Here is a 19254-nt window from a genome sequence, read left to right as displayed (position 1 = left end):
GTTCTCGACTTGCCATGCTGGACGTTAGGCAAGAATAGGATAGCGTGTCCACGATTCACCTCGAGGTCTGGCCCGTGCTGCGCTATTTCATCATTCTGTTCGCATCCCTTTCGCTCTGCGCCTGCGTCGACCGGACGGTGTCCGAGGTCGTGCCCGATGCCGTGAACATCGGGACACCTGAAACCATCTTCGCAAGTACGACCCGCGCGCGTGAGGCCGATGGATCCTTTGGATTCCGACGCGGTGAAACACTAAAATTTCTCGAAACTACGGTTTCGATCCCACCAACGCATACTCCGGGTACGCTCCGTTTTTCCTACGCAAACCCGAATCCGCAGAAAGAGTTCGTTCTGGCAGATGTCACCGAGTTGGATGGGCCTGGTGGATTACGCAAACATCTGCGGGGTAAGGGCGACGTCACGATCTTTGTGCACGGCTACAACTCGACCCAGACCGAAACGATCTTTCGCGCAGCTCAGCTGACGCATGACATCGGCCTCCCCGGGTCAACGCTGGTGTATTCGTGGCCAAGCCGTGCGACGGGTTATGGGTATGCCTACGATTTGGACAGCATGTTGTTTGCCCGCGACGGTTTGGAACAGACTATCCGCGAGCTGAAAGCCATGGGTGTCAAACGCGTTATTCTGGTGGCGCATTCCATGGGCGGTGCGTTGGCGATGGAAATGATGCGACAAACCGAACTACAAGAACCCGGATGGGCCAACCGAAACATCGATGGGGTCGTGCTGATCTCGCCCGATCTGGATCTTGATCTGTTTCGCTCGCAGATGAAACGTATCGAAAACCCGCCCGATCCTTTCCTGGTAATGGTGTCCCAAAAGGACAAGATCCTGAACATCTCGGGCCGTTTGCGTGGCACTGATGAAGGTAAGCGGTTGGGTAATATCAGCTCGATTGACTCTCTCGAAGAATTCCCGATCAGCGTGATCGACACGACGGCATTCAGCAGTGACGCGGCTTCCTCGCATTTCGTTGCCGCAACCTCACCGGCCTTGTTGTCGATCCTCAACTCGTTACGGCGTGTCAACAATACCTTCGGGCGGGAAGACCGACCGGCAATTGATATTCTGGTGCCACCCAGCGAGCGAAATCCCGACGGTGCCACTGAAATTGTTCTAACAGATACCGGACAGGCACAGGTCAGCTCTCCGTGACGCGGTTTAAGCTGCGTCGGTATCTTCTGGACAATGCCACCTGGCTTGGCGGAGGCGTTCTCCTGACGTTTTTGTCCAGCTTTGGGCAGACATTCTTCATCTCGATCTTTGCCGGTGATATCCGCGCGGAATTCGGTCTCGGCCACGGTGCCTGGGGTGGGCTATACACATTAGGCACAACCCTGTCGGCCATCGTGATGATCTGGGCCGGAGGGCTAACGGACATCTTTCGCGTCCGGGTGCTGGGTCCGGCGGTTCTGACCGGGTTGACCCTGGCCGCCCTTGCCATGGCGCTGAATACCTGGCTGCTGCTGTTGCCAGTGGTGATTTTTTTGCTGCGTCTTCTCGGTCAGGGGATGAGCACGCATCTGGCCGCGGTCGCCATGGCGCGGTGGTTTACGGTCACGCGGGGCAAAGCACTTTCCATTGCATCCATCGGCTATGCCATCGGTGAGGCCTTGCTGCCGCTGATCTTTGTTGCGGCCATGGTTTACCTGGACTGGCGTTGGCTGTGGGTCATCGCGGCGGCGGTGACCGCCTTGGGTATTCCCGTGTTGATGCGGCTATTACGCGAGGAACGAACACCGCAAAGCCTTGCCAGCGAATCCTCTGCCATTGGAATGCAGGGTCGCCATTGGAGCCGTCGCGACGCGCTGTTTAACCCCTTGTTCTGGTTCATGGTCCCCGCCGTGCTTGCGCCTTCTGCATTCATTACCGCGTTTTTCTTCCATCAGATCTATCTGGCTGACGTCAAAGGCTGGCAGCATATTCAACTAGTCGCTCTGTTTCCGATCTTTACCGGAATATCACTGCTATCGATGTTTTCTGCGGGCTGGGCATTGGACAAATGGGGCACTGCGCGCATCATGCCATACTATCAGCTTCCGATGGCGGTTGGGTTTGTGGTTCTGGGCATGACTGAATCAATCAGCGGCGCGACGATTGGGTTGGTTTTTCTTGGCCTGACGGTCGGCGCAAACAGTACTTTGCCCAGTGCGTTCTGGGCAGAATTCTATGGGACCCAGCATATCGGAGCCATCAAGGCGATGGCTGCGGCTGTCATGGTGCTGGGGTCAGCCATCGGACCTGGGTTGACCGGCGTTCTGATTGACCTTGGTATTTCTCTGAACACTCAGTTTTTCTGGATTGGAATGTTCTTCGTGCTGGTATGCGTTCTGATTTGGGTCGGTATTTCCCGCGCCCGTCGTGACCTTTAGCGCACGCGCCTGAGATATACGTAATAAGCCCCATCTCCGCCGTGGCTTATATGAGCAGGTGTGACCTGCATCACCGCCTGGGCCAGCGGTGGGATAGACAACCAGTGAGGAACCTGATTTCGCAGAACACCGCGCGGCGTCGGAATCGGACCGGGCTCGTCCCGATCCTTGCCTTTGCCGGTCACGACCAAAACCAGACGCTTACCCTGTGCCTGCGCGCTCAGGACAAATCGGATCAGTGCCGGATGGGCCGAAGCGACCCGCATACCGTGCAGATCCAGCTTGCCTTCGGGTTTCAGCTTGCCGCGCTTCATCCGGCCAAAGGCCTTGTTGTCCATCTGAACCGGTGCTTTGCGAAGCGCATTCGTCACCGAAGGCTTCAGATCATTCGGTTTCGATTTCACCTGATGGGCCTGTCCAAGTTCGAATGACTCAAGCCGGAGTTTCGGCGTTTTCTTGGGCTTGGGTTTCGGCAGGGAAGTCGGATGGACCGTCTGCGGGATTTCCGGATGCAGCCGCTCGGCCTGTTTGGCGACCTTCCGCCACAGCTCGATCTCTTCGCCGGTTAGTTTGCGCCGGGTCATCAGAATTCATCCGGTAGCAGGGCATAGGCACGCTGGATGGGCAGCAACACCACCATCCGGCCCGGATCTTTCAGCTTTCCCGCGGCCTGCCCGGCCTCGTCCCCCGTTCCGAAAAAAATATCGGCCCGTTGTGCGCCCTTGATGGCAGAACCAGTGTCCTGCGCAATCATCAGGCGGCGAATCGGTTCGTTGCCGTCCTTTTCCACCCAAACCGGCGCGCCCAGCGGCGTGTAGGCCGGGTCGGCAGCAATGCTGCGCATGGTCGTTACGGATCGGTTCATGGCACCCAGCGGCCCAAGCTCGGGCGCGACGCGTGAAACTTCGCGGAAAAACACGTATGATGGATTGTGGAGCAGCAATTCCGCACCGGCCTCGGGGTTCTTGCGCACCCAGGCGCGGATCATCTGCGCGCTGACCTCATGCGCGCCGAGAATGCCGCGACGCACCAGTTCCACACCAATTGACCTATAGGGGTGACCATTCGCGCCGCCATATCCGACGCGCAAGGCGCCGCCATCCGGCAATCGAACGCGGCCCGAACCCTGGATTTGCAGAAAAAACAACTCTACGGGGTCATCGACCCAGGCAATCTCAAGTCCGCGGCCTTGCATCACATCACTGGTCAGAATTTCTCGCCGGCTCAGCCAGGACCCCTCAGCGCGGGCCTCGGGCGGCATCTTGTAGATGGGGTACCTGAAACGATCCGTCCGGGTACGCGCACCATCAAGCTCGGGTTCGAAATACCCTGTGAACAAGGCTTCCGCGCCATCTTCAACCAGAACGGGGCGAAAGAAGAGTTCAAAAAACGCCCTTGCCGCTTCCGCATCATAGGTTCTTGCCACACCGCACAGGGCCCGCCAATCGGGATCTTTCAGATCCCCGCAGGTGTTCAGAAAAACCGAAAGGGCTGCACCGTGGTCATCCTCGGCCCAACCACGCAGATCATCGAACGACAGAATGGATCGCGTTGCCTCGGCCCCGGCAGCGCTGGCAGTGGTCATTGCACCGACCAGTAAGAGCGACCGGAGCGTGGCAATCATGCGTCCGTGGCAACAAGCAGCCAGTTTGGATCGTCCTTGCCCATCACTCGGGCAAAGGTCCAACTGTCCTTTTGGCGTTTCACGGTATTGGGGCTGCCTTCTACGATATCGCCACCGCGATCCCGCACGACCGAAGTCAGCTCACCCACGAATTTCATGGTGATATCGGCCTGATTGGTATCCTTGTCGAATTTGACATCCGTCAGGGCTGTTTCTCGGACACCGATAAACTCAGCCTCGATCGTCAGGCCCTGATCTTCTCGTGCAGAGACACCCGCAACGAAGGACTCAAAAACTTCCTCCGACAGGAATGCTTGGATCTCGTCCAGATTTCCCTTTTCATACCCCATCAGGATCATTTCATAGGCACCGCGCGCACCCTGAACAAACTCGCTGACGGAAAAACTGGGTTCAACGCGTTTCATCGCTGCCAGTGTTTGCGCCTGTTCGCTGTCTTCCGGGACATGGTCGGTGATGTCATGATCCGGGCCGCCTTCGATCACTTCGAAATCGCGGCGCGATTTATGCGCTTCGGGTTGCTGCTGCACGGGTGGTTTTTCAAAACCTTCACGCGTGCCCAATACGCTCTTGAGGCGCAGGATCAGGAAAACGGCAATTCCGGCCAGGACCAGCAACTGGATCATGGGTTCGTTCATTTCATCCTCTTTTCAGGACCGCGGCTTTGTATACGCGGCCTCATGCCACTATGTAGGTGACCGTAGGTGGCAAGTCCACAGCCCGGCCTAATGGAAAGGATAACGCAAATGTATCTGTTCTTGGCATTTTTGTTGGTGCCCATCATCGAGATCGCGCTGTTTATTCAGGTCGGCGGGTTGATCGGCTTGTGGCCAACCCTTGCCATCGTAGTACTGACAGCGGTTTTGGGCACGGTTTTGGTGCGGACACAAGGTCGCATGGCGTTGGGAAACCTGCAACGGTCGTTTGCCGAACTTGACGACCCGACCGAACCGCTGGCGCATGGTGCAATGATCCTCTTGTCGGGCGCTTTGTTGCTTACGCCGGGATTCTTCACTGATGCCATTGGATTTGCGTTGCTTGTTCCGGGCGTGCGGGTCGCGGTTTTCAGGTACCTGAGATCGAAAGTCACCGTTTCCCAGTTTCAGATGGGTCAAGGCCCCGGTTTTCAGTCACGGGGAAATCCGTTCGATCAGGGTGACATCATAGACGGCGACTTCACCGAAGTTCGCCCGAAAAATGATCCGTCAAAACCGTCTAAATGGGTCGAGGGCCCCCACCGGCATTGAGGTGCCGCCCCCAACTTGATAAGCAGTGGCGAATTTCATTTTTGGAGTAGATCCATGGCCGAAGAAAACGCTGCAGAAAACACTGCGGCCAAAGCCGCCCCGCAAGTTCAGATGCGTGTTCTGGGGCAGTTCATCCGCGACATGTCCTTTGAGAACGTGATGGCCCAGAAGGGTGTTTCCGGTGACGTACAGCCCGAAATCGCGGTTCAGGTGAATCTGGACGCCAAAAAACGCACGGCAGACCACCAGTTCGAAGTGTCCGTCAAGCTGAACCTGACATCCAAAGCCAAAGGCCTGGAAGACGTTCTGTTCCTGTGTGAGCTGGACTATTGCGGCCTGTTCCACGTGGAAGGTGTGCCGGAAGACCAGTTGCACCCGTTCCTGATGATCGAATGCCCGCGGATGCTGTTCCCGTTCCTACGCCGAATTGTCAGCGACATCACTCGTGACGGCGGTTTCCCACCGGTAAATCTGGACAATATCGATTTCGTCGCCCTGTATCGCAACGAAGTGATGCGTCGTCAGGCCGAACAGTCCCAGAAGACAGACGCCTGAGGTTTTGGCCCGTGCCTGACCGGATCAGGCGCGGGCCCACAGGGCGCTGTCGCCCAGTTTTTCCACGAAAGCTTCATGTGCTGCGTGCTCATCCTCGGTAATTCGGGATGGCAGCGGTATGGCACGTGGTGTGGGTCGCCAATCATCGCTGCCGCCTGCCGCAGAGGATGCAGATGTCGACAGGCCAAAATCGGGCTGTCGTCCTCCGATCAGTTCAAGATAAACCTCTGCCAGGATTTCAGAGTCGAGCAACGCGCCGTGCAGAACACGGTTCGAGTTGTCGATATTGAAGCGGCGGCAAAGCGCGTCCAGTGAGGCCGGAGAGCCGGGAAACCGTTTGCGCGCTATCGCCAGCGTATCCAGCGCCTGTTCCATCAGGATGAGCGGGGCACCCATCCATTTCAGCTCGGCATTCAGGAACTTCATGTCGAAAGATGCATTGTGGATCACCAACTGAGCATCGCCAACGAATTCACGAAAAGCGTGACCGATCTTGGCAAAAACCGGTTTGTCTTTCAGCGTCACTTCGCCCTTTTCCGGCGGACGCGGGTTTTCCAACAGGTCCGGGCCGATGCCATGCACACCAAATGCCTCTTCTGGCATCGAGCGTTCAGGGTTGATGTAAACGTGATACGTCTCACCCGTTGCAACGTGGTTCCACAGTTCAACCGCGCCGATTTCCACGATCCGGTCACCGCTTTCGGGATCGAATCCAGTGGTTTCTGTATCGAGTACAATTTCACGCATTTGCCATCCCCGCCCGTATCTGCCTGACCACATCCTGCACCTGCGCGCGAGCGTGGTCCAGAGTGTCAGTCACGATCACGTAATCCGACCGCGCGCATTTCTCGTCATTCGGCATCTGTTTGTCACGGATTTGCTCGAACTGCGTCTCCGTCATTGTACCCCGTTCCATGACCCGCCGCTTTTGCTCGCTGGCCGGGATCGAAACACACGCCACCGCGTCCATTGCCGCGTCACCGCCCGTTTCAAACAGAAGCGGAATATCGAACACCAAAATGTCGTTTGTCGCGGCTTCACGAAATGCTGCGCGGTCAGCAGCGACCAGAGGGTGGACGATAGCTTCGATGGTTTTCAGCGCAGCAGGATCGGCGGCAATAATCCGTTTCAACGCATCCCGGTTGACCGCACCGTCCAGAATGGACGACGGAAACGTTCGTTCCATGGGGCCAACGGCCGCGCCACCCTTGGAGTACAGGCGATGCACCGCCGCATCCGCATCCCACAAGGCACAGCCTTCTTCGACGAACATATGCGCCGTTGTGCTTTTGCCCATGCCGATGGAACCGGTCAGGCCAAGTGCGAAACTCATGCCATCGCCGCCGCACGCGCATCAACATCAACTTCGGGGCGCACGCCGAACCAGCGTTCGAAACCGGGTACTGCCTGGTGCAACAACATGCCCAGCCCATCAACTGCGGTGCACCCTGCCTGTTCTGCGGTTTGCAACAGGCGGGTTTTCAAAGGCACATAAACCAGATCTGTCACCACGGCACCGGGCTGCAACCCATCGAGCGGAACCCGCAATTCCGGTTGGCCCTGCATTCCCAACGAGGTCGTGTTTACCACGAGCTCTGCGTTTTCGATGACATTTCCGGCCTGAACCCAATCCACCACGCGGATGCGTTGACCGAATTCCTCTTTCAAATGATCCGCACGGGCGCGGGTTCGGTTGGTCAGCAGGATTTCCGGCACACCAGCGTCAGACAGCGCTTGCAGAACGGCGCGAGCGGCCCCACCGGCCCCGAACACAACAGCCGGCCCGTCCTTTGCATTCCAGTCCGGTGCACCATTGCGAAGATTCTCCATGAACCCGTACCCGTCTGTGTTGTCTGCATGGATTGAGCCATCTTCACGAAACACCAGAGTGTTCGCAGCACCTATCACCGTTGCGCGGTCAGACGCATGATCGGCGATCTTCAAGGCGGCTTCTTTGTGGGGGACCGTGACATTGGCGCCGACGAAACCCGCCTTGGGCAGGGTGCGTAGCACAGCTTCCAGATCGACGGGTGCCACATCCATCGGAATGTAATGACCGGCAAGACCATATGTTTTCAGCCAATGACCATGCAGTTTGGGGGAACGTGAGTGACCAATGGGATGTCCAATAACTCCGGCCAATGGAACCCGATAGTCCGTCATTGATCAATTACCCCTTTGACAGCCAGAAAGTTGAGCAGCTCCAACAGGGGCATACCCAAAACGTTAAAATAGTCGCCGTCAATGGTGGCGAACAGGCGGACACCTTCTTCTTCCAGCTTATAGGCTCCGACAGCATGTCGGATACTGTCCCAGTTTCGCGCAACATAGTCTTTCAGATAGGCGTCGGAACTGGCACGCATCCGCAACCGCACCTGTCCCACATGCCGCCAGATCGGCTCACCATTCTGATAGATCACGGCTGCGGATAAAAGCATGTGCCGCTTGCCTCGCATGGCTTTCAGCTGGTCAAGCGCCTGTTCGGGCGATTCCGGTTTCGACAGCAACTGGCCGTCAAAATCCAGAACCTGATCGCACCCCAGAACCATGGCTCCGGGATTTTTGTCACTGACCTTCCGCGCTTTCATTTCAGCGAGCGTGTCGGCAATATCCCGTGGTGTTGCGTTTTCAGCCAGCAAGGCGCGTTTGACCGTCTCTTCATCCACGCGCGCGGTTTGTACCACGTACGGTACACCTGCATTTTCAAGCAGCTGCGCGCGAATAGCGGACCCGGAAGCAAGAAGAATGGGGACAGACATGTGGAAAACCCCGTGCGCAAATCATTGAGAGTTCAGGGGTGCTTTGTATGGTTTTCCGGTTGACACGCAACCCCGGGGATTTCGCGACAAAGATCCCCGAGTCGCTCAAATCCCATCCAGTCCGGACAAGGATAAGTTAGTTTCTCTGGAAAACCTCGATATCCCAAATTCTCCTACCAGTTATCCCCAATTGGAATAAGGAGCGCCGTGATTAACGTGTTGATTTTAAGCTATAAAAACATAAATCAACAGAATCGACCGAAAAATGCCGTGTTCTGTCCACTTGGGGAAAACACATGTGTAAAAAAGTAATCCACGGATTTTGCTCACTCTACAAAACCATCATCCTTTTTCTTTTCTTATTTTTTTATTAGGGAGGGTTCCGAGCAATGCCTGGAGCCAATATGACCGATCTTCTTTTCACGCTGTATCCGTGGGTGAAGTCACTCCATATCATGGCCGTGATCTCGTGGATGGCAGGCTTGTTCTATCTGCCCAGGTTGTTTGTCTATCACGTTGAGAAAGCTCAGGCCGTCGATGGCGCACAGGAAATTTTCTTTGAAATGGAAGATAAGCTGCTGCGTGTGATCATGAGCCCGGCGATGATCGTTGCGTGGGTCTGTGGCTTGATCATGGTGTTTACGCCGGGCATCGTGGGATGGGATTGGTCCTGGCCCTGGGTCAAGGGCGCTGCCGTGATCGGTATGACATGGTTTCATCACTGGTTGATGGCGCGACGCAAGGATTTCCTGGAAGGGCGAAACAAGCTCACTGGGCGGCAGTTTCGCATGATGAACGAGGTCCCGACCGTTTTGATGGTTGCCATCGTTCTGGCGGTCGTTCTGAAGTTCTGAGGGCCTGTTTGACTCCACGCAGCGCTGAGCTTATGTAGGGATCAACACGCCCGTCCGGGCGGCGTATCTTCCGTTCTGAAATTCCACTTCGTGCCGCAGTCTCAGCGGTGAAGGTTTGTATAATGACAACTGAATCTCTGAATCTGGCCGATCTCAAGGCCAAAAGCCCAAAAGATCTTCTGGCGATGGCCGAAGAACTGGAAATCGAAAACGCCTCGACCATGCGAAAAGGCGAGATGATGTTCCAGATCCTGCGCGAACGCGCGGATGAGGGCTGGACCGTTGGTGGCGATGGCGTGCTTGAGGTTCTTCAGGACGGCTTCGGTTTCCTGCGCTCGCCCGAGGCGAACTATCTGCCGGGTCCGGATGACATCTATGTTTCGCCTGAAATGATCCGCCTGCACTCGCTGCGGACCGGAGATACGGTTGAAGGTGATATCAAGGCACCTGATGAGAACGAACGTTACTTTGCGCTGACCAAAGTTACCAAGATCAATTTTGAAGAACCGGAAAAAGCCAAGCACAAGATTGCTTTTGACAACCTGACGCCGCTGTATCCGGACGAGCGTCTGAAGATGGAGATCGAGGATCCCACCATCAAGGACAAATCGGCCCGTGTTATTGATCTGGTCTCGCCGATCGGTAAAGGCCAGCGTTCTCTGATCGTGGCACCGCCGCGGACCGGTAAAACGGTGATCCTGCAGAACATCGCGCATTCGATCGAACAGAACCACCCAGAGTGCTATCTGATCGTCCTGCTGATCGACGAACGCCCCGAAGAGGTGACGGACATGCAGCGCTCGGTGAAGGGTGAGGTTGTGTCTTCGACCTTTGATGAACCCGCGACCCGCCACGTCGCCGTGTCGGAAATGGTCATCGAAAAAGCCAAGCGGTTGGTCGAGCACAAACGAGATGTTGTTATTCTTCTCGATTCGATCACAAGACTTGGTAGGGCCTTTAACACTGTGGTGCCATCGTCGGGTAAAGTTCTGACCGGTGGTGTGGACGCAAATGCTCTGCAACGGCCCAAGCGGTTCTTTGGTGCTGCGCGGAATATCGAAGAAGGTGGCTCACTGACCATCATCGCCACCGCGCTGATCGACACCGGCAGTCGGATGGACGAGGTTATCTTCGAAGAATTCAAAGGTACAGGTAACTCGGAAATCGTTCTTGATCGCAAGATTGCGGACAAACGCGTGTTCCCGGCGATCGACATCCTCAAATCCGGCACGCGGAAAGAGGAACTGCTGGTCGACAAAGGCGATCTGGCCAAGACCTTCGTTCTGCGCCGTATCCTCAACCCGATGGGCACGACTGACGCGATCGAGTTCCTGTTGTCCAAGTTGAAGCAGACCAAGACCAACAGTGAGTTCTTCGATTCGATGAACACCTGACACAGGTCTTAAACTCTAGCGAGGCCTTCGAATGGATACGATATTCGCCTTGGCCAGCGCGCAGGGCAAAGCTGGGGTGGCGGTCATCCGCCTCTCAGGTCCAGATTCACATTCAGCAGCGGCGCGCCTGACTGGTGGTGCGTTGCCAAGGCGTGGCATGGTCCTGCGCACTCTGATGGATCATGGCGGAGCACGTTTGGACGACGGATTGGTCTTGACGTTCCAGGCCCCGGCTAGCTTTACCGGTGAGGAAGTGGCTGAGCTTCAGATTCATGGAAGCACAGCCTCTGTCAACGCAGTGCTGCGCTGCCTGTCTGATATGGAAGGGTTGCGCATCGCTGAACCGGGTGAGTTTACACGCCGGGCACTGGAAAATGGCAAGATGGACCTGACTCAGGTTGAAGGTCTGGCCGATCTAATCGATGCAGAAACGGAAGCACAACGTAAGCGAGCTCAGACCATTTTGGCGGGCGAGCTGGGCACCTTGGCAGAACGGTGGCGCAGGGATTTGATACGGGCTGCGTCCCTGTTGGAAGCTGTCATCGATTTTGCTGATGAAGAAGTTCCTACTGATGTGACGCCGGAAGTGCGCGCCCTGATCCAAGGTGTCATGTCAGATCTTCACCGTGAGGCAGACGGCGTCAAAATTGCCGAGCGAATACGTACAGGGTTCGAGGTTGCGATCGTCGGCCTTCCAAATGCGGGAAAATCCACTCTTTTAAATGCATTGGCAGGCCGTGAGGCGGCTATTACTTCGGAATACGCCGGAACCACGCGCGATGTGATCGAAGTTCGAATGGATCTGGCTGGTTTACCAGTGACCTTGCTGGATACGGCGGGGCTGCGACAGACTGAAGATCATGTCGAAAACCTGGGCATCGAGCTTGCGCGTAGCAGAGCGGAGGCCGCTGACCTTCGCGTTTTCTTGTCTGAAACACCGGAAATCTTGGGTGTGGAGATGCAAGATGGTGATATTCATGTTTTGCCCAAAGCGGACCTTCGGGGTATTGACGGGCAGGGTGTATCTGGGAAAACAGGCCAGGGAATAGACGCACTTGTAAACCAGATTTCGTGTGTACTGAGTAAGAGAACTACTAGCCATGGTATTGCAACACGGGAACGCCATCGCGTTGCAATCAAAAGTGCATTGGACTCACTCATATCTGCAATCTCGGTTCTGGAATCAGGTCCGGACCTGTATGATATCGCTGCAGAGGAGTTGAGAACTGCAATTCGTGCCCTTGAATCTCTGGTGGGCAGAATAGATGTCGAAACTCTGTTGGATGAAATCTTCTCCAGCTTCTGTTTGGGAAAGTAAGGAGTGTTTCACGTGAAACATTCGAAGTTTGATGTCATCGTCATTGGCGCAGGCCATGCCGGAACCGAGGCCGCTCATGCATCAGCAAGGATGGGCGCAACAACTGCACTGGTGACGTTGTCTGCAACAGACATCGGCGTTATGTCCTGCAATCCGGCGATTGGAGGTTTGGGAAAGGGCCATCTTGTGCGTGAGATTGACGCCTTGGATGGCGTCATGGGTCGTGTGGCGGATCAGGCGGGCATACAGTTTCGTTTGTTGAACCGTCGAAAAGGGCCCGCCGTACAGGGGCCGAGAACGCAGGCAGATCGCGCCCTGTATCGGCTTGCTATGCAACAGGAAACAGAGAAACAGGATAACCTGTCCGTTGTTGTCGGAGAGGTTGTCGATTTTCTAATGATCGGTGAGAAGGTTGCAGGTGTTGCTCTTTCTGATGGATCAGAACTTTCTGCGCGCGCCGTTATCCTGACCTCCGGTACATTTCTACGGGGTGTCATTCACATAGGTGACGTGTCTCGTCCCGGTGGGAGAATGGGGGATCGACCTTCCGTCAAACTGGCTGAACGGTTGGAAAGATACAATCTTCCCATGGGACGATTGAAAACCGGGACACCGCCGCGCCTGGATGGTCGGAGCATTGATTGGTCGGATCTTGAAAGGCAGGACGGCGACGATGAGCCAACCCTGTTTTCTTTTATGTCTCAATCCGTTGTCGCGCCCCAGATTTCCTGCGGAATTACACACACAAATGCGCGAACACATGAGATCATCGCTGCGAATCTTTCGAAATCCGCGATGTATGGCGGTCGCATTGATGGAGTAGGCCCGCGCTATTGTCCATCGATTGAAGACAAGATCGTACGATTCGCGGATAAGGAATCGCATCAAATCTTCCTTGAGCCCGAAGGGGTCAATGATCACACGATCTATCCGAACGGTATCTCGACGTCATTGCCGCAAGACGTTCAACTGGACTATGTGCGATCGATTAAGGGATTGGAGAATGCAGATATTCTGCAACCAGGATATGCAATCGAATACGACTATGTTGATCCGCGCGTCCTGAGCGCTTCTTTATCCTTGCCAACTGTTCCCGGACTATATCTAGCGGGCCAGATAAATGGGACCACAGGATATGAGGAAGCCGCAGCTCAGGGCATGGTGGCCGGCCTCAATGCGGCGTTGGAGACCCAAGGGCGAGAACCCATCCATTTTACGCGATCCGACAGTTATATTGGCGTAATGATCGATGATTTGACAACTCGAGGAGTTGCCGAACCCTACCGCATGTTCACGTCGCGTGCGGAATTCCGGCTATCTCTGCGCGCCGACAATGCTGATCAACGGCTGACACCGCTTGGTTTGGAATTGGGGTGCGTCGGACAAGAGCGCAAAGTTCAGTTCGAAGATAAAATGCACCAACTTGAAAGCGTGAAGTCAAAGCTGACGGAACGGACTTATACACCCAAGGAAGTTCTCGCCGCCGGTATAAACGTTAATCAGGATGGAAACCGTAGGGATGGGATGGCAATTCTCGCATTCCCCGACACCTCGTTTGAAGATTTGCTGCCTCTTGTTCCTGATTTGCAGGATGTTGACTTAAAAATCAGGCTCCAGATCGAGCGGGACGCCTTGTATGCCAACTACATTGCCAGGCAAAAGCGGGACGTTGAAGCAATGAAGCGGGATGAATCCTATGTCATCCCGCATGAGTTCGACTATTTTGCTTTGGACGGCCTGTCTTCGGAGATGAAACAGAAGCTGTCGCAAGCAAATCCTGCAAATATCGCTCAGGCAAGCCGTGTCGAGGGGATCACGCCGGCAGCGCTGACGCTCGTTCTGGCAAAACTGCGCCGGGATCAAAGAGCTCGCCAAGCATGATGGTTGATTATTCGAAGTTTGAAGACCTGAATGTTTCACGTGAAACATTCGAACGCCTCACGACTTATGTTGAACTGGTGAAACGTTGGAATCCAAAGATCAACCTCGTGTCGCGGAACAGCCTGGAGCATATCTGGGACCGGCATATTCTGGATTCCGTGCAGGTCTATCGGTGCGCTGACAGTTTTGACACCTGGGCGGATCTGGGAAGTGGAGGCGGGTTCCCTGGTATGGTTTGTGCTATCCTCGCCGCGGAAGAAAATCCAAGCGCCTCATTCAATATGATAGAAAGTGATCAGCGAAAATCAGCTTTCTTGCGCAACGTTGCCCGGGAATGCGGAATAAGATGCGCAGTGACTTCAAAAAGGATTGAGATGGTTGATCCTTTGGCGGTAAACATCATTTCAGCGCGTGCATTGGCTGACTTGCGTACACTATTATCCTTTTGTGACAGACATTTACACACCAACGGGACAGCATTGTTGCCCAAAGGCGCAAATTGGAAAAAAGAGATGGAAGACGCACGTGAGGAATGGAAATTCGAGGCAGAGGCGATTACAAGTTTAACTGAACCTCAAGCCGTTATCCTTAAGATAAATGGAGTATCACGTGGTTGATTTATCTCGACCTTCAGGGCCTCGGATAGTTGCTGTTGCCAATCAGAAGGGTGGGGTCGGGAAAACAACCACAGCTATCAATCTTGCTGCTGGATTGGCTGAGGCCGGTTGCAGAGTTCTGGTGGTTGATCTCGATCCACAAGGGAACGCTTCAACTGGTTTGGGTGTCGAAGATCGGGACTGGACAACTTATGACCTGATCCTCGACGAGGCGCCACTAGAGGCAGTGGTTCAGGAGACTGAAATTGAAGGCCTTTTCGTAGTCCCGGCCACCGTCGATTTGAGTTCCGCCGATATTGAACTGATCTCAAACGAAAAACGCAGTTACCTTTTACATGATGCGCTGCGGCAGACAGCCATAGATGCATTTGAGTTTGATTTTGTACTAATCGATTGCCCACCGTCCCTAAACTTGCTGACCGTAAATGCAATGGTTGCTGCACACTCGGTACTTGTGCCGTTGCAGAGTGAGTTCTTTGCCCTTGAAGGACTGTCGCAATTGATGCTGACGATTCGAGAGGTTCGCCAAACGGCGAATCCAGATCTGAGAATCGAAGGTGTTGTGTTGACCATGTATGATAACCGCAACAACTTGTCCCGCCAGGTCGAAAAGGACGCACGTGACAATCTGGGTGAGATGGTTTTTAAAACCAAGATACCCAGAAATGTGCGGGTCAGCGAAGCGCCGTCATATGCGTTGCCGGTCTTGCAATATGACTCGGGATCGCTTGGGGCAATGGCGTATCGACATCTTGCTCGCGAGATCATGCACAAGAACAACAAAACCGCAGCCTGAGCGGGAATGAGGAGGGCGACATGAGCGCCAAGAAAGCAAAATCCAGAGGGTTGGGGCGGGGCCTGTCTGCTCTTATGGCAGATGTGAATCCTGAAGCAAAAGGTCGGGCCTCAGTGGATGCGCGCAGGCCTGATCTGAAAGTCCCGATTGAAAAGCTGAAAGCCAACCCAAACCAGCCGCGCCGCACATTCAGGCCTGAGCAGCTAGACGAGCTGGCGGCATCGGTAAAGGAAAAAGGCATCATTCAGCCCCTGATCGTTCGAGCGACAGGTTCAGGAGAATATGAGATTGTCGCAGGCGAACGCCGTTGGCGCGCGGCGCAGATGGCGCAGCTGCACGATGTTCCGGTCATTGTGCGTGAATTCGATGACACGGAAGTGTTGGAAGTAGCGATTATCGAAAACATTCAACGTGCAGATCTGAACGCAGTGGAAGAGGCCGCTGGCTATAAGCAGTTGATGGATCGATTTGGGCACACGCAGGAAAAGCTCGCTGAGGCCCTGGGCAAGAGCCGCAGCCACATTGCGAACCTTTTGCGGCTTCTGTCCTTGCCGATGGATGTGCAAGCCCTTGTTATTGAAGGCAAATTATCTGCGGGGCACGCCAGGGCGCTGATTACGGCCGAAAATCCGTCGGAACTCGCGAAACAGATCGTCAAGGATGGCTTATCGGTGCGCGCAACCGAGGCTTTGGTCAAAAAACAGCAGCAAGGCGGCGTTGAACGATCTGCACCTCGCGCCCGAAATCTGGATGCTGGAAAGGATGCAGACACACGTGCGTTGGAAAAGGACCTGTCCGCGATCCTGGCGATGAAAGTGTCGATCAATCACAAGGCCGGAACGGAAACAGGACAAGTCGTTCTGACCTACGAGAACCTGGATCAGCTGGACGATTTGTGCGCTAAGCTCAGCCGTTAGGCCGTGACCAGATAAAGATCATGACGCCGCCCAGAACAACGGCCTGAATGATCAACACAAAAGGCGGTGCGGAAAGCACAACAGAGATTCCGAAAACGGCGGCGATCGAGACGGTTGCCGCCCTTTTTGCGACCGGTCGAATGGCGCCGGAACTTTGCCAATCAAGAATCAATGGCCCAAAAAGCTGATGACTCACAAGCCAATTGTGCAGCCGCGAGGATGAGCGGGCGAAGAAAAACGCGGCAAGCAGAAGAAATGGCACTGTTGGAAGAAGGGGTAGAACAACCCCAACAACCGCCATCGCAACGCAAAGCAATCCCAGTCCGGCCCAAAGATACTGCATACTCAGTCCAACAGCTCCCGGATGACTGCGTTCAATACGGCGCGCCCGTCTGATGTGGCTATCAGGCGTCTGTTCCTGCGCTGAACCATGTTGATGTCAGTCAGGTGATCCATGGTTTCGGAGGGAAGAGAGCGACCAGAAAGGGCTTGCCACCTGTCTATATCTAGGCCTTCAGTAAGCCGCATACCCATCATAAGGTATTCATTTGCCTGATCTTCAAGCGACAATACGCTGCGGTCCTTTTCTCCGTTACCTTTTTTGGCGGTATCAAGCCAGCGCTGGGGGTTCAGACAGGTTTCGGTCGCGTATTTCTGACCATTCAGGGTAATCCTCCCATGGGCGCCGGGCCCAATGCCGACATAGTCGCCATACCGCCAGTAAATAAGGTTGTGCTGCGATTCCGCGCCGGGGCGGGCGTGGTTGGAAACTTCGTAGGCCGGCAAGCCATGTGCCTCGCATATCTCCTGCGTCGCCAGATACATATCGGCGGCACTGTCATCTTCTGGCAGGCCGCGTAATCTACCCACCGCATACCGATCCCCAAAGGCCGTCCCGTCTTCGATCGTCAATTGATATAGTGACAGGTGGTCTATAGCCATCGACAGCGCTTCGGTCAGTTCCGTACGCCAGGCTTCCAGCGTTTGGTGTTGGCGCGCATAGATCAGGTCAAAGCTGACACGCTCAAAGCAATTTCGGGCTGTATCAAAGGCGGCCCGGGCCTCGGCCACCGTATGGATCCGTCCCAGCCGCCTCAGATCTTCGTCATTCAGGGCCTGAATGCCCATCGATATCCGATTAACCCCAGCATCGCGGTAAGCCGAAAACCGACCGGCTTCAACCGAGCCGGGATTAGCTTCGAGCGTGATTTCCATGTCATTGGCCGGGTGCCAGAGCGCACGCGCCCCATCGATCACAGCTGCAACGGTTTCCGGATCCATCAGAGAAGGCGTGCCGCCACCAAAAAAGATCGTGTTCAGCACCCGATCCGGCGTTTCAGAGGCGGAACGGCGAAGTTCGCTCAGATAGGCATCAACCCATTGTTTTTGATCAATATTTCTGGAAACATGGCTGTTGAAATCGCAATAGGGGCACTTGGCCTCGCAAAAGGGCCAGTGCACATACAGGCCAAAGCCCCCGTTGCGCCAATCATCCGCCAAAGCAGCTTTTCACGAACATCGCCACCGCGCGGCCGCGATGGCTGATCTTGTTCTTTTCCCAGCGATCCATTTCAGCAAAGGTAATGTCGTACCCGTCGGGGACAAACATTGGGTCATAGCCAAACCCACCTTCGCCGCGGATCGGCCAGACCAGATGACCGCGTGCAACGCCTTCGAACACTTCGTCGTGCCCGTCGGGCCAGGCCAGAACCAGTGTACTGCGGAATTGGGCGGTGCGGGGGTGAGGTGCATTTTTCGCTTCGAGCTCATCATGGGCGCGGGTCATGGCCATCAGAAAATCACGGCCATTGTCGGTTTCGGCCCAATCGGCGGTGTAAACACCAGGTGCGCCGTTCAGCGCATCGATAGTGATCCCGGAATCGTCCGACAGAGCAGGCAGGCCGGTGGCTTTGGCGGCCGCATGGGCCTTGATCCGCGCATTACCGACAAAGGTGTCCTCGGCCTCTTCGGGTTCCGGCAGGTTCAGTTCGCCGGCACCAACAACTGTCACGCCGAAGGGCTCAAGAAGATGCGCCATCTCCTCGAGCTTACCCTTATTATGGGTGGCGACCAGTAACCTGTCCCCGTCGAATTTGCGGGTCATGCGGTGGCGGCTTTCTGAGCGGCAGCCAGTTCAGAGACGCCTTTTTCCGCCAGATCCATCAGTTGATCCATTTGCGCACGGCTGAAAACAGAGCCTTCAGCGGACATCTGTACCTCGATCAGTTTGCCGGATCCGGTCATGATGAAGTTACCATCTACGCCCGCTTCGCTGTCTTCGGGGTAATCAAGGTCCAGTACCGGCTGACCCGCATAGATGCCGCAAGACACGGCAGCGACTGGATCAACCAGCGGGTCCGAGATCACATCGCCGGTTTTCATCAGCTTGTTCACAGCCAGCCGCAGCGCGACCCAGCCGCCAGTGATCGAGGCGCAGCGGGTGCCACCATCAGCCTGGATCACGTCGCAGTCTACGGTGATCTGACGCTCTCCCAGAGCAACCCGGTCGACACCGGCGCGCAGGGCGCGGCCGATCAGGCGCTGGATTTCGACCGTACGGCCCCCCTGTTTGCCCGAAGCCGCCTCGCGCCGCATTCGTGTATTGGTGGCGCGGGGCAGCATTCCGTATTCGGCTGTGACCCACCCAAGGCCCGATCCCTTGATAAACGGCGGCACGCGATCTTCGATCGTTGCCGTGCACAAAACGTGTGTGTCGCCCATTTTGATCAGGCAGGAACCTTCGGCATGTTTTGTGAACCCCGTCTCGATTGAAACGGCGCGCATTTCGCTTAAATCTCTTCCAGAGGGTCGCATCGGAATTCCTTTGTTTGCTGGCTTGGGGATAACGCCCCGCAGCGTTACGATGCAACCCCGATTGACCT

At 55.4% G+C, this 19254-nt stretch carries 22 protein-coding genes; 11 read left to right on the top strand and 11 right to left on the bottom strand.

The window, feature by feature from the left end; translation table 11 throughout:
- The first annotated feature begins 53 nt into the window (after positions 1-53).
- The gene (locus AC2FEB_RS14150) at positions 54-1175 is read left to right on the top strand and encodes an alpha/beta hydrolase (RefSeq protein ID WP_496673754.1); all 1122 of its coding nucleotides are present in this window, start codon (positions 54-56) and stop codon (positions 1173-1175) included.
- Positions 1172-2392: an MFS transporter gene (locus AC2FEB_RS14145; protein WP_496852239.1), complete on the top strand. Its 1221-nt coding sequence runs from the start codon at positions 1172-1174 to the stop codon at positions 2390-2392. Before AC2FEB_RS14150 ends, AC2FEB_RS14145 begins: the two co-directional genes overlap by 4 nt.
- On the opposite strand, the gene AC2FEB_RS14140 is transcribed toward AC2FEB_RS14145, so the two are convergent.
- From AC2FEB_RS14140 to AC2FEB_RS14130, 3 genes are read right to left on the bottom strand one after another with little or no spacing between them, the layout of a single operon-like run.
- Positions 2389-2976: a Smr/MutS family protein gene (locus tag AC2FEB_RS14140; RefSeq protein ID WP_496884137.1), complete on the bottom strand. Its 588-nt coding sequence runs from the start codon at positions 2974-2976 to the stop codon at positions 2389-2391. The two genes, AC2FEB_RS14145 and AC2FEB_RS14140, sit on opposite strands and share 4 nt — an antisense overlap.
- The gene (gene mltA, locus AC2FEB_RS14135; RefSeq protein WP_496673676.1) at positions 2976-4016 is read right to left on the bottom strand and encodes a murein transglycosylase A; all 1041 of its coding nucleotides are present in this window, start codon (positions 4014-4016) and stop codon (positions 2976-2978) included. The genes AC2FEB_RS14140 and mltA overlap by 1 nt, the downstream gene beginning before the upstream one ends.
- Positions 4013-4672 (bottom strand): Tim44/TimA family putative adaptor protein, encoded by a 660-nt coding sequence (locus tag AC2FEB_RS14130; protein ID WP_496673673.1) that lies wholly within the window; start codon positions 4670-4672, stop codon positions 4013-4015. Before AC2FEB_RS14130 ends, mltA begins: the two co-directional genes overlap by 4 nt.
- Before the next feature lie 108 nt (positions 4673-4780).
- Between AC2FEB_RS14130 and AC2FEB_RS14125 the strand changes: the two genes are divergently transcribed.
- Positions 4781-5281 (top strand): FxsA family protein, encoded by a 501-nt coding sequence (locus AC2FEB_RS14125; protein WP_496673670.1) that lies wholly within the window; start codon positions 4781-4783, stop codon positions 5279-5281.
- Between the two features lie 54 nt (positions 5282-5335).
- Positions 5336-5836: a protein-export chaperone SecB gene (secB, locus tag AC2FEB_RS14120; RefSeq protein WP_299643158.1), complete on the top strand. Its 501-nt coding sequence runs from the start codon at positions 5336-5338 to the stop codon at positions 5834-5836.
- A 24-nt stretch (positions 5837-5860) separates the two neighbouring features.
- On the opposite strand, the gene dnaQ is transcribed toward secB, so the two are convergent.
- Genes dnaQ through AC2FEB_RS14100 form a run of 4 tightly spaced genes read right to left on the bottom strand, consistent with a single transcriptional unit; the run spans position 5861 to position 8595 of the window.
- Positions 5861-6583, bottom strand: coding sequence for a DNA polymerase III subunit epsilon (dnaQ, locus tag AC2FEB_RS14115; RefSeq protein ID WP_496673667.1), 723 nt, complete (start codon positions 6581-6583; stop codon positions 5861-5863).
- Complete coding sequence (coaE, locus tag AC2FEB_RS14110) at positions 6576-7169, bottom strand: dephospho-CoA kinase (protein WP_496673664.1); 594 nt, start codon at positions 7167-7169, stop codon at positions 6576-6578. The genes dnaQ and coaE overlap by 8 nt, the downstream gene beginning before the upstream one ends.
- Positions 7166-7999 carry a shikimate dehydrogenase gene (locus tag AC2FEB_RS14105; protein ID WP_496673661.1) on the bottom strand — a complete coding sequence of 278 codons (834 nt, stop codon included), beginning with the start codon at positions 7997-7999 and terminating at the stop codon, positions 7166-7168. Before AC2FEB_RS14105 ends, coaE begins: the two co-directional genes overlap by 4 nt.
- Positions 7996-8595, bottom strand: coding sequence for a Maf family protein (locus tag AC2FEB_RS14100; protein WP_496673658.1), 600 nt, complete (start codon positions 8593-8595; stop codon positions 7996-7998). Before AC2FEB_RS14100 ends, AC2FEB_RS14105 begins: the two co-directional genes overlap by 4 nt.
- A 404-nt stretch (positions 8596-8999) precedes the next feature.
- On the opposite strand from AC2FEB_RS14100, the gene AC2FEB_RS14095 reads away from it, so the two are divergent.
- From AC2FEB_RS14095 to AC2FEB_RS14065, 7 genes are all read left to right on the top strand, one after another.
- On the top strand, positions 9000-9449 hold the full coding sequence (locus tag AC2FEB_RS14095; RefSeq protein WP_496673655.1) for a CopD family protein: 450 nt from the start codon (positions 9000-9002) through the stop codon (positions 9447-9449).
- Between the two features lie 122 nt (positions 9450-9571).
- The gene (gene rho, locus AC2FEB_RS14090) at positions 9572-10843 is read left to right on the top strand and encodes a transcription termination factor Rho (protein ID WP_117871260.1); all 1272 of its coding nucleotides are present in this window, start codon (positions 9572-9574) and stop codon (positions 10841-10843) included.
- A gap of 31 nt (positions 10844-10874) precedes the next feature.
- The gene (gene mnmE, locus AC2FEB_RS14085) at positions 10875-12161 is read left to right on the top strand and encodes a tRNA uridine-5-carboxymethylaminomethyl(34) synthesis GTPase MnmE (protein ID WP_496673651.1); all 1287 of its coding nucleotides are present in this window, start codon (positions 10875-10877) and stop codon (positions 12159-12161) included.
- 12 nt (positions 12162-12173) lie between these two features.
- Positions 12174-14042, top strand: coding sequence for a tRNA uridine-5-carboxymethylaminomethyl(34) synthesis enzyme MnmG (gene mnmG / locus AC2FEB_RS14080; RefSeq protein WP_496673648.1), 1869 nt, complete (start codon positions 12174-12176; stop codon positions 14040-14042).
- Positions 14042-14659 (top strand): 16S rRNA (guanine(527)-N(7))-methyltransferase RsmG, encoded by a 618-nt coding sequence (gene rsmG, locus AC2FEB_RS14075; protein WP_496673751.1) that lies wholly within the window; start codon positions 14042-14044, stop codon positions 14657-14659. The genes mnmG and rsmG overlap by 1 nt, the downstream gene beginning before the upstream one ends.
- Complete coding sequence (locus tag AC2FEB_RS14070) at positions 14652-15455, top strand: ParA family protein (RefSeq protein WP_496673645.1); 804 nt, start codon at positions 14652-14654, stop codon at positions 15453-15455. Before rsmG ends, AC2FEB_RS14070 begins: the two co-directional genes overlap by 8 nt.
- A gap of 20 nt (positions 15456-15475) precedes the next feature.
- Positions 15476-16372, top strand: coding sequence for a ParB/RepB/Spo0J family partition protein (locus AC2FEB_RS14065; RefSeq protein WP_496673642.1), 897 nt, complete (start codon positions 15476-15478; stop codon positions 16370-16372).
- On the opposite strand, the gene AC2FEB_RS14060 is transcribed toward AC2FEB_RS14065, so the two are convergent.
- From AC2FEB_RS14060 to rph, 4 genes are read right to left on the bottom strand one after another with little or no spacing between them, the layout of a single operon-like run.
- Positions 16362-16715, bottom strand: a complete 354-nt coding sequence (locus AC2FEB_RS14060) for a YbaN family protein (protein ID WP_496673639.1) — start codon at positions 16713-16715, stop codon at positions 16362-16364. The genes AC2FEB_RS14065 and AC2FEB_RS14060 overlap by 11 nt on opposite strands.
- 2 nt (positions 16716-16717) lie before the next feature.
- Entirely contained in the window at positions 16718-17872 is a 1155-nt protein-coding gene (hemW, locus tag AC2FEB_RS14055) for a radical SAM family heme chaperone HemW (protein ID WP_496884136.1), read from the bottom strand.
- Entirely contained in the window at positions 17862-18476 is a 615-nt protein-coding gene (gene rdgB / locus AC2FEB_RS14050) for an RdgB/HAM1 family non-canonical purine NTP pyrophosphatase (protein WP_496673633.1), read from the bottom strand. The genes hemW and rdgB overlap by 11 nt, the downstream gene beginning before the upstream one ends.
- A complete protein-coding gene (gene rph / locus AC2FEB_RS14045; RefSeq protein WP_117871276.1) occupies positions 18473-19186 on the bottom strand; it encodes a ribonuclease PH in 714 nt (237 codons plus the stop codon). Before rph ends, rdgB begins: the two co-directional genes overlap by 4 nt.
- Between the last annotated feature and the right edge of the window lie 68 nt (positions 19187-19254).

The organism is Ruegeria sp. YTSC106 (genome assembly GCF_059609765.1).
The sequence above is the reverse complement of the archived record's forward strand: the minus strand, read 5'-3'. Positions and strand labels throughout refer to the sequence as shown.

Excerpts from the sequence above, each read along its gene's own strand:
- rdgB (WP_496673633.1), bottom strand. The coding sequence starts at position 18,476 with ATGACCCGCAAATTCGACGGGGACAGGTTACTGGTCGCCACCCATAAT.
- rho (WP_117871260.1), top strand. The coding sequence starts at position 9,572 with ATGACAACTGAATCTCTGAATCTGGCCGATCTCAAGGCCAAAAGCCCA.
- AC2FEB_RS14130 (WP_496673673.1), bottom strand. The coding sequence starts at position 4,672 with ATGAACGAACCCATGATCCAGTTGCTGGTCCTGGCCGGAATTGCCGTT.
- AC2FEB_RS14100 (WP_496673658.1), bottom strand. The coding sequence starts at position 8,595 with ATGTCTGTCCCCATTCTTCTTGCTTCCGGGTCCGCTATTCGCGCGCAG.
- AC2FEB_RS14105 (WP_496673661.1), bottom strand. The coding sequence starts at position 7,999 with ATGACGGACTATCGGGTTCCATTGGCCGGAGTTATTGGACATCCCATT.
- coaE (WP_496673664.1), bottom strand. The coding sequence starts at position 7,169 with ATGAGTTTCGCACTTGGCCTGACCGGTTCCATCGGCATGGGCAAAAGC.
- dnaQ (WP_496673667.1), bottom strand. The coding sequence starts at position 6,583 with ATGCGTGAAATTGTACTCGATACAGAAACCACTGGATTCGATCCCGAA.
- rsmG (WP_496673751.1), top strand. The coding sequence starts at position 14,042 with ATGGTTGATTATTCGAAGTTTGAAGACCTGAATGTTTCACGTGAAACA.
- mltA (WP_496673676.1), bottom strand. The coding sequence starts at position 4,016 with ATGATTGCCACGCTCCGGTCGCTCTTACTGGTCGGTGCAATGACCACT.
- AC2FEB_RS14065 (WP_496673642.1), top strand. The coding sequence starts at position 15,476 with ATGAGCGCCAAGAAAGCAAAATCCAGAGGGTTGGGGCGGGGCCTGTCT.
- AC2FEB_RS14095 (WP_496673655.1), top strand. The coding sequence starts at position 9,000 with ATGACCGATCTTCTTTTCACGCTGTATCCGTGGGTGAAGTCACTCCAT.
- rph (WP_117871276.1), bottom strand. The coding sequence starts at position 19,186 with ATGCGACCCTCTGGAAGAGATTTAAGCGAAATGCGCGCCGTTTCAATC.
- AC2FEB_RS14140 (WP_496884137.1), bottom strand. The coding sequence starts at position 2,976 with ATGACCCGGCGCAAACTAACCGGCGAAGAGATCGAGCTGTGGCGGAAG.
- AC2FEB_RS14060 (WP_496673639.1), bottom strand. The coding sequence starts at position 16,715 with ATGCAGTATCTTTGGGCCGGACTGGGATTGCTTTGCGTTGCGATGGCG.
- AC2FEB_RS14125 (WP_496673670.1), top strand. The coding sequence starts at position 4,781 with ATGTATCTGTTCTTGGCATTTTTGTTGGTGCCCATCATCGAGATCGCG.
- secB (WP_299643158.1), top strand. The coding sequence starts at position 5,336 with ATGGCCGAAGAAAACGCTGCAGAAAACACTGCGGCCAAAGCCGCCCCG.
- mnmE (WP_496673651.1), top strand. The coding sequence starts at position 10,875 with ATGGATACGATATTCGCCTTGGCCAGCGCGCAGGGCAAAGCTGGGGTG.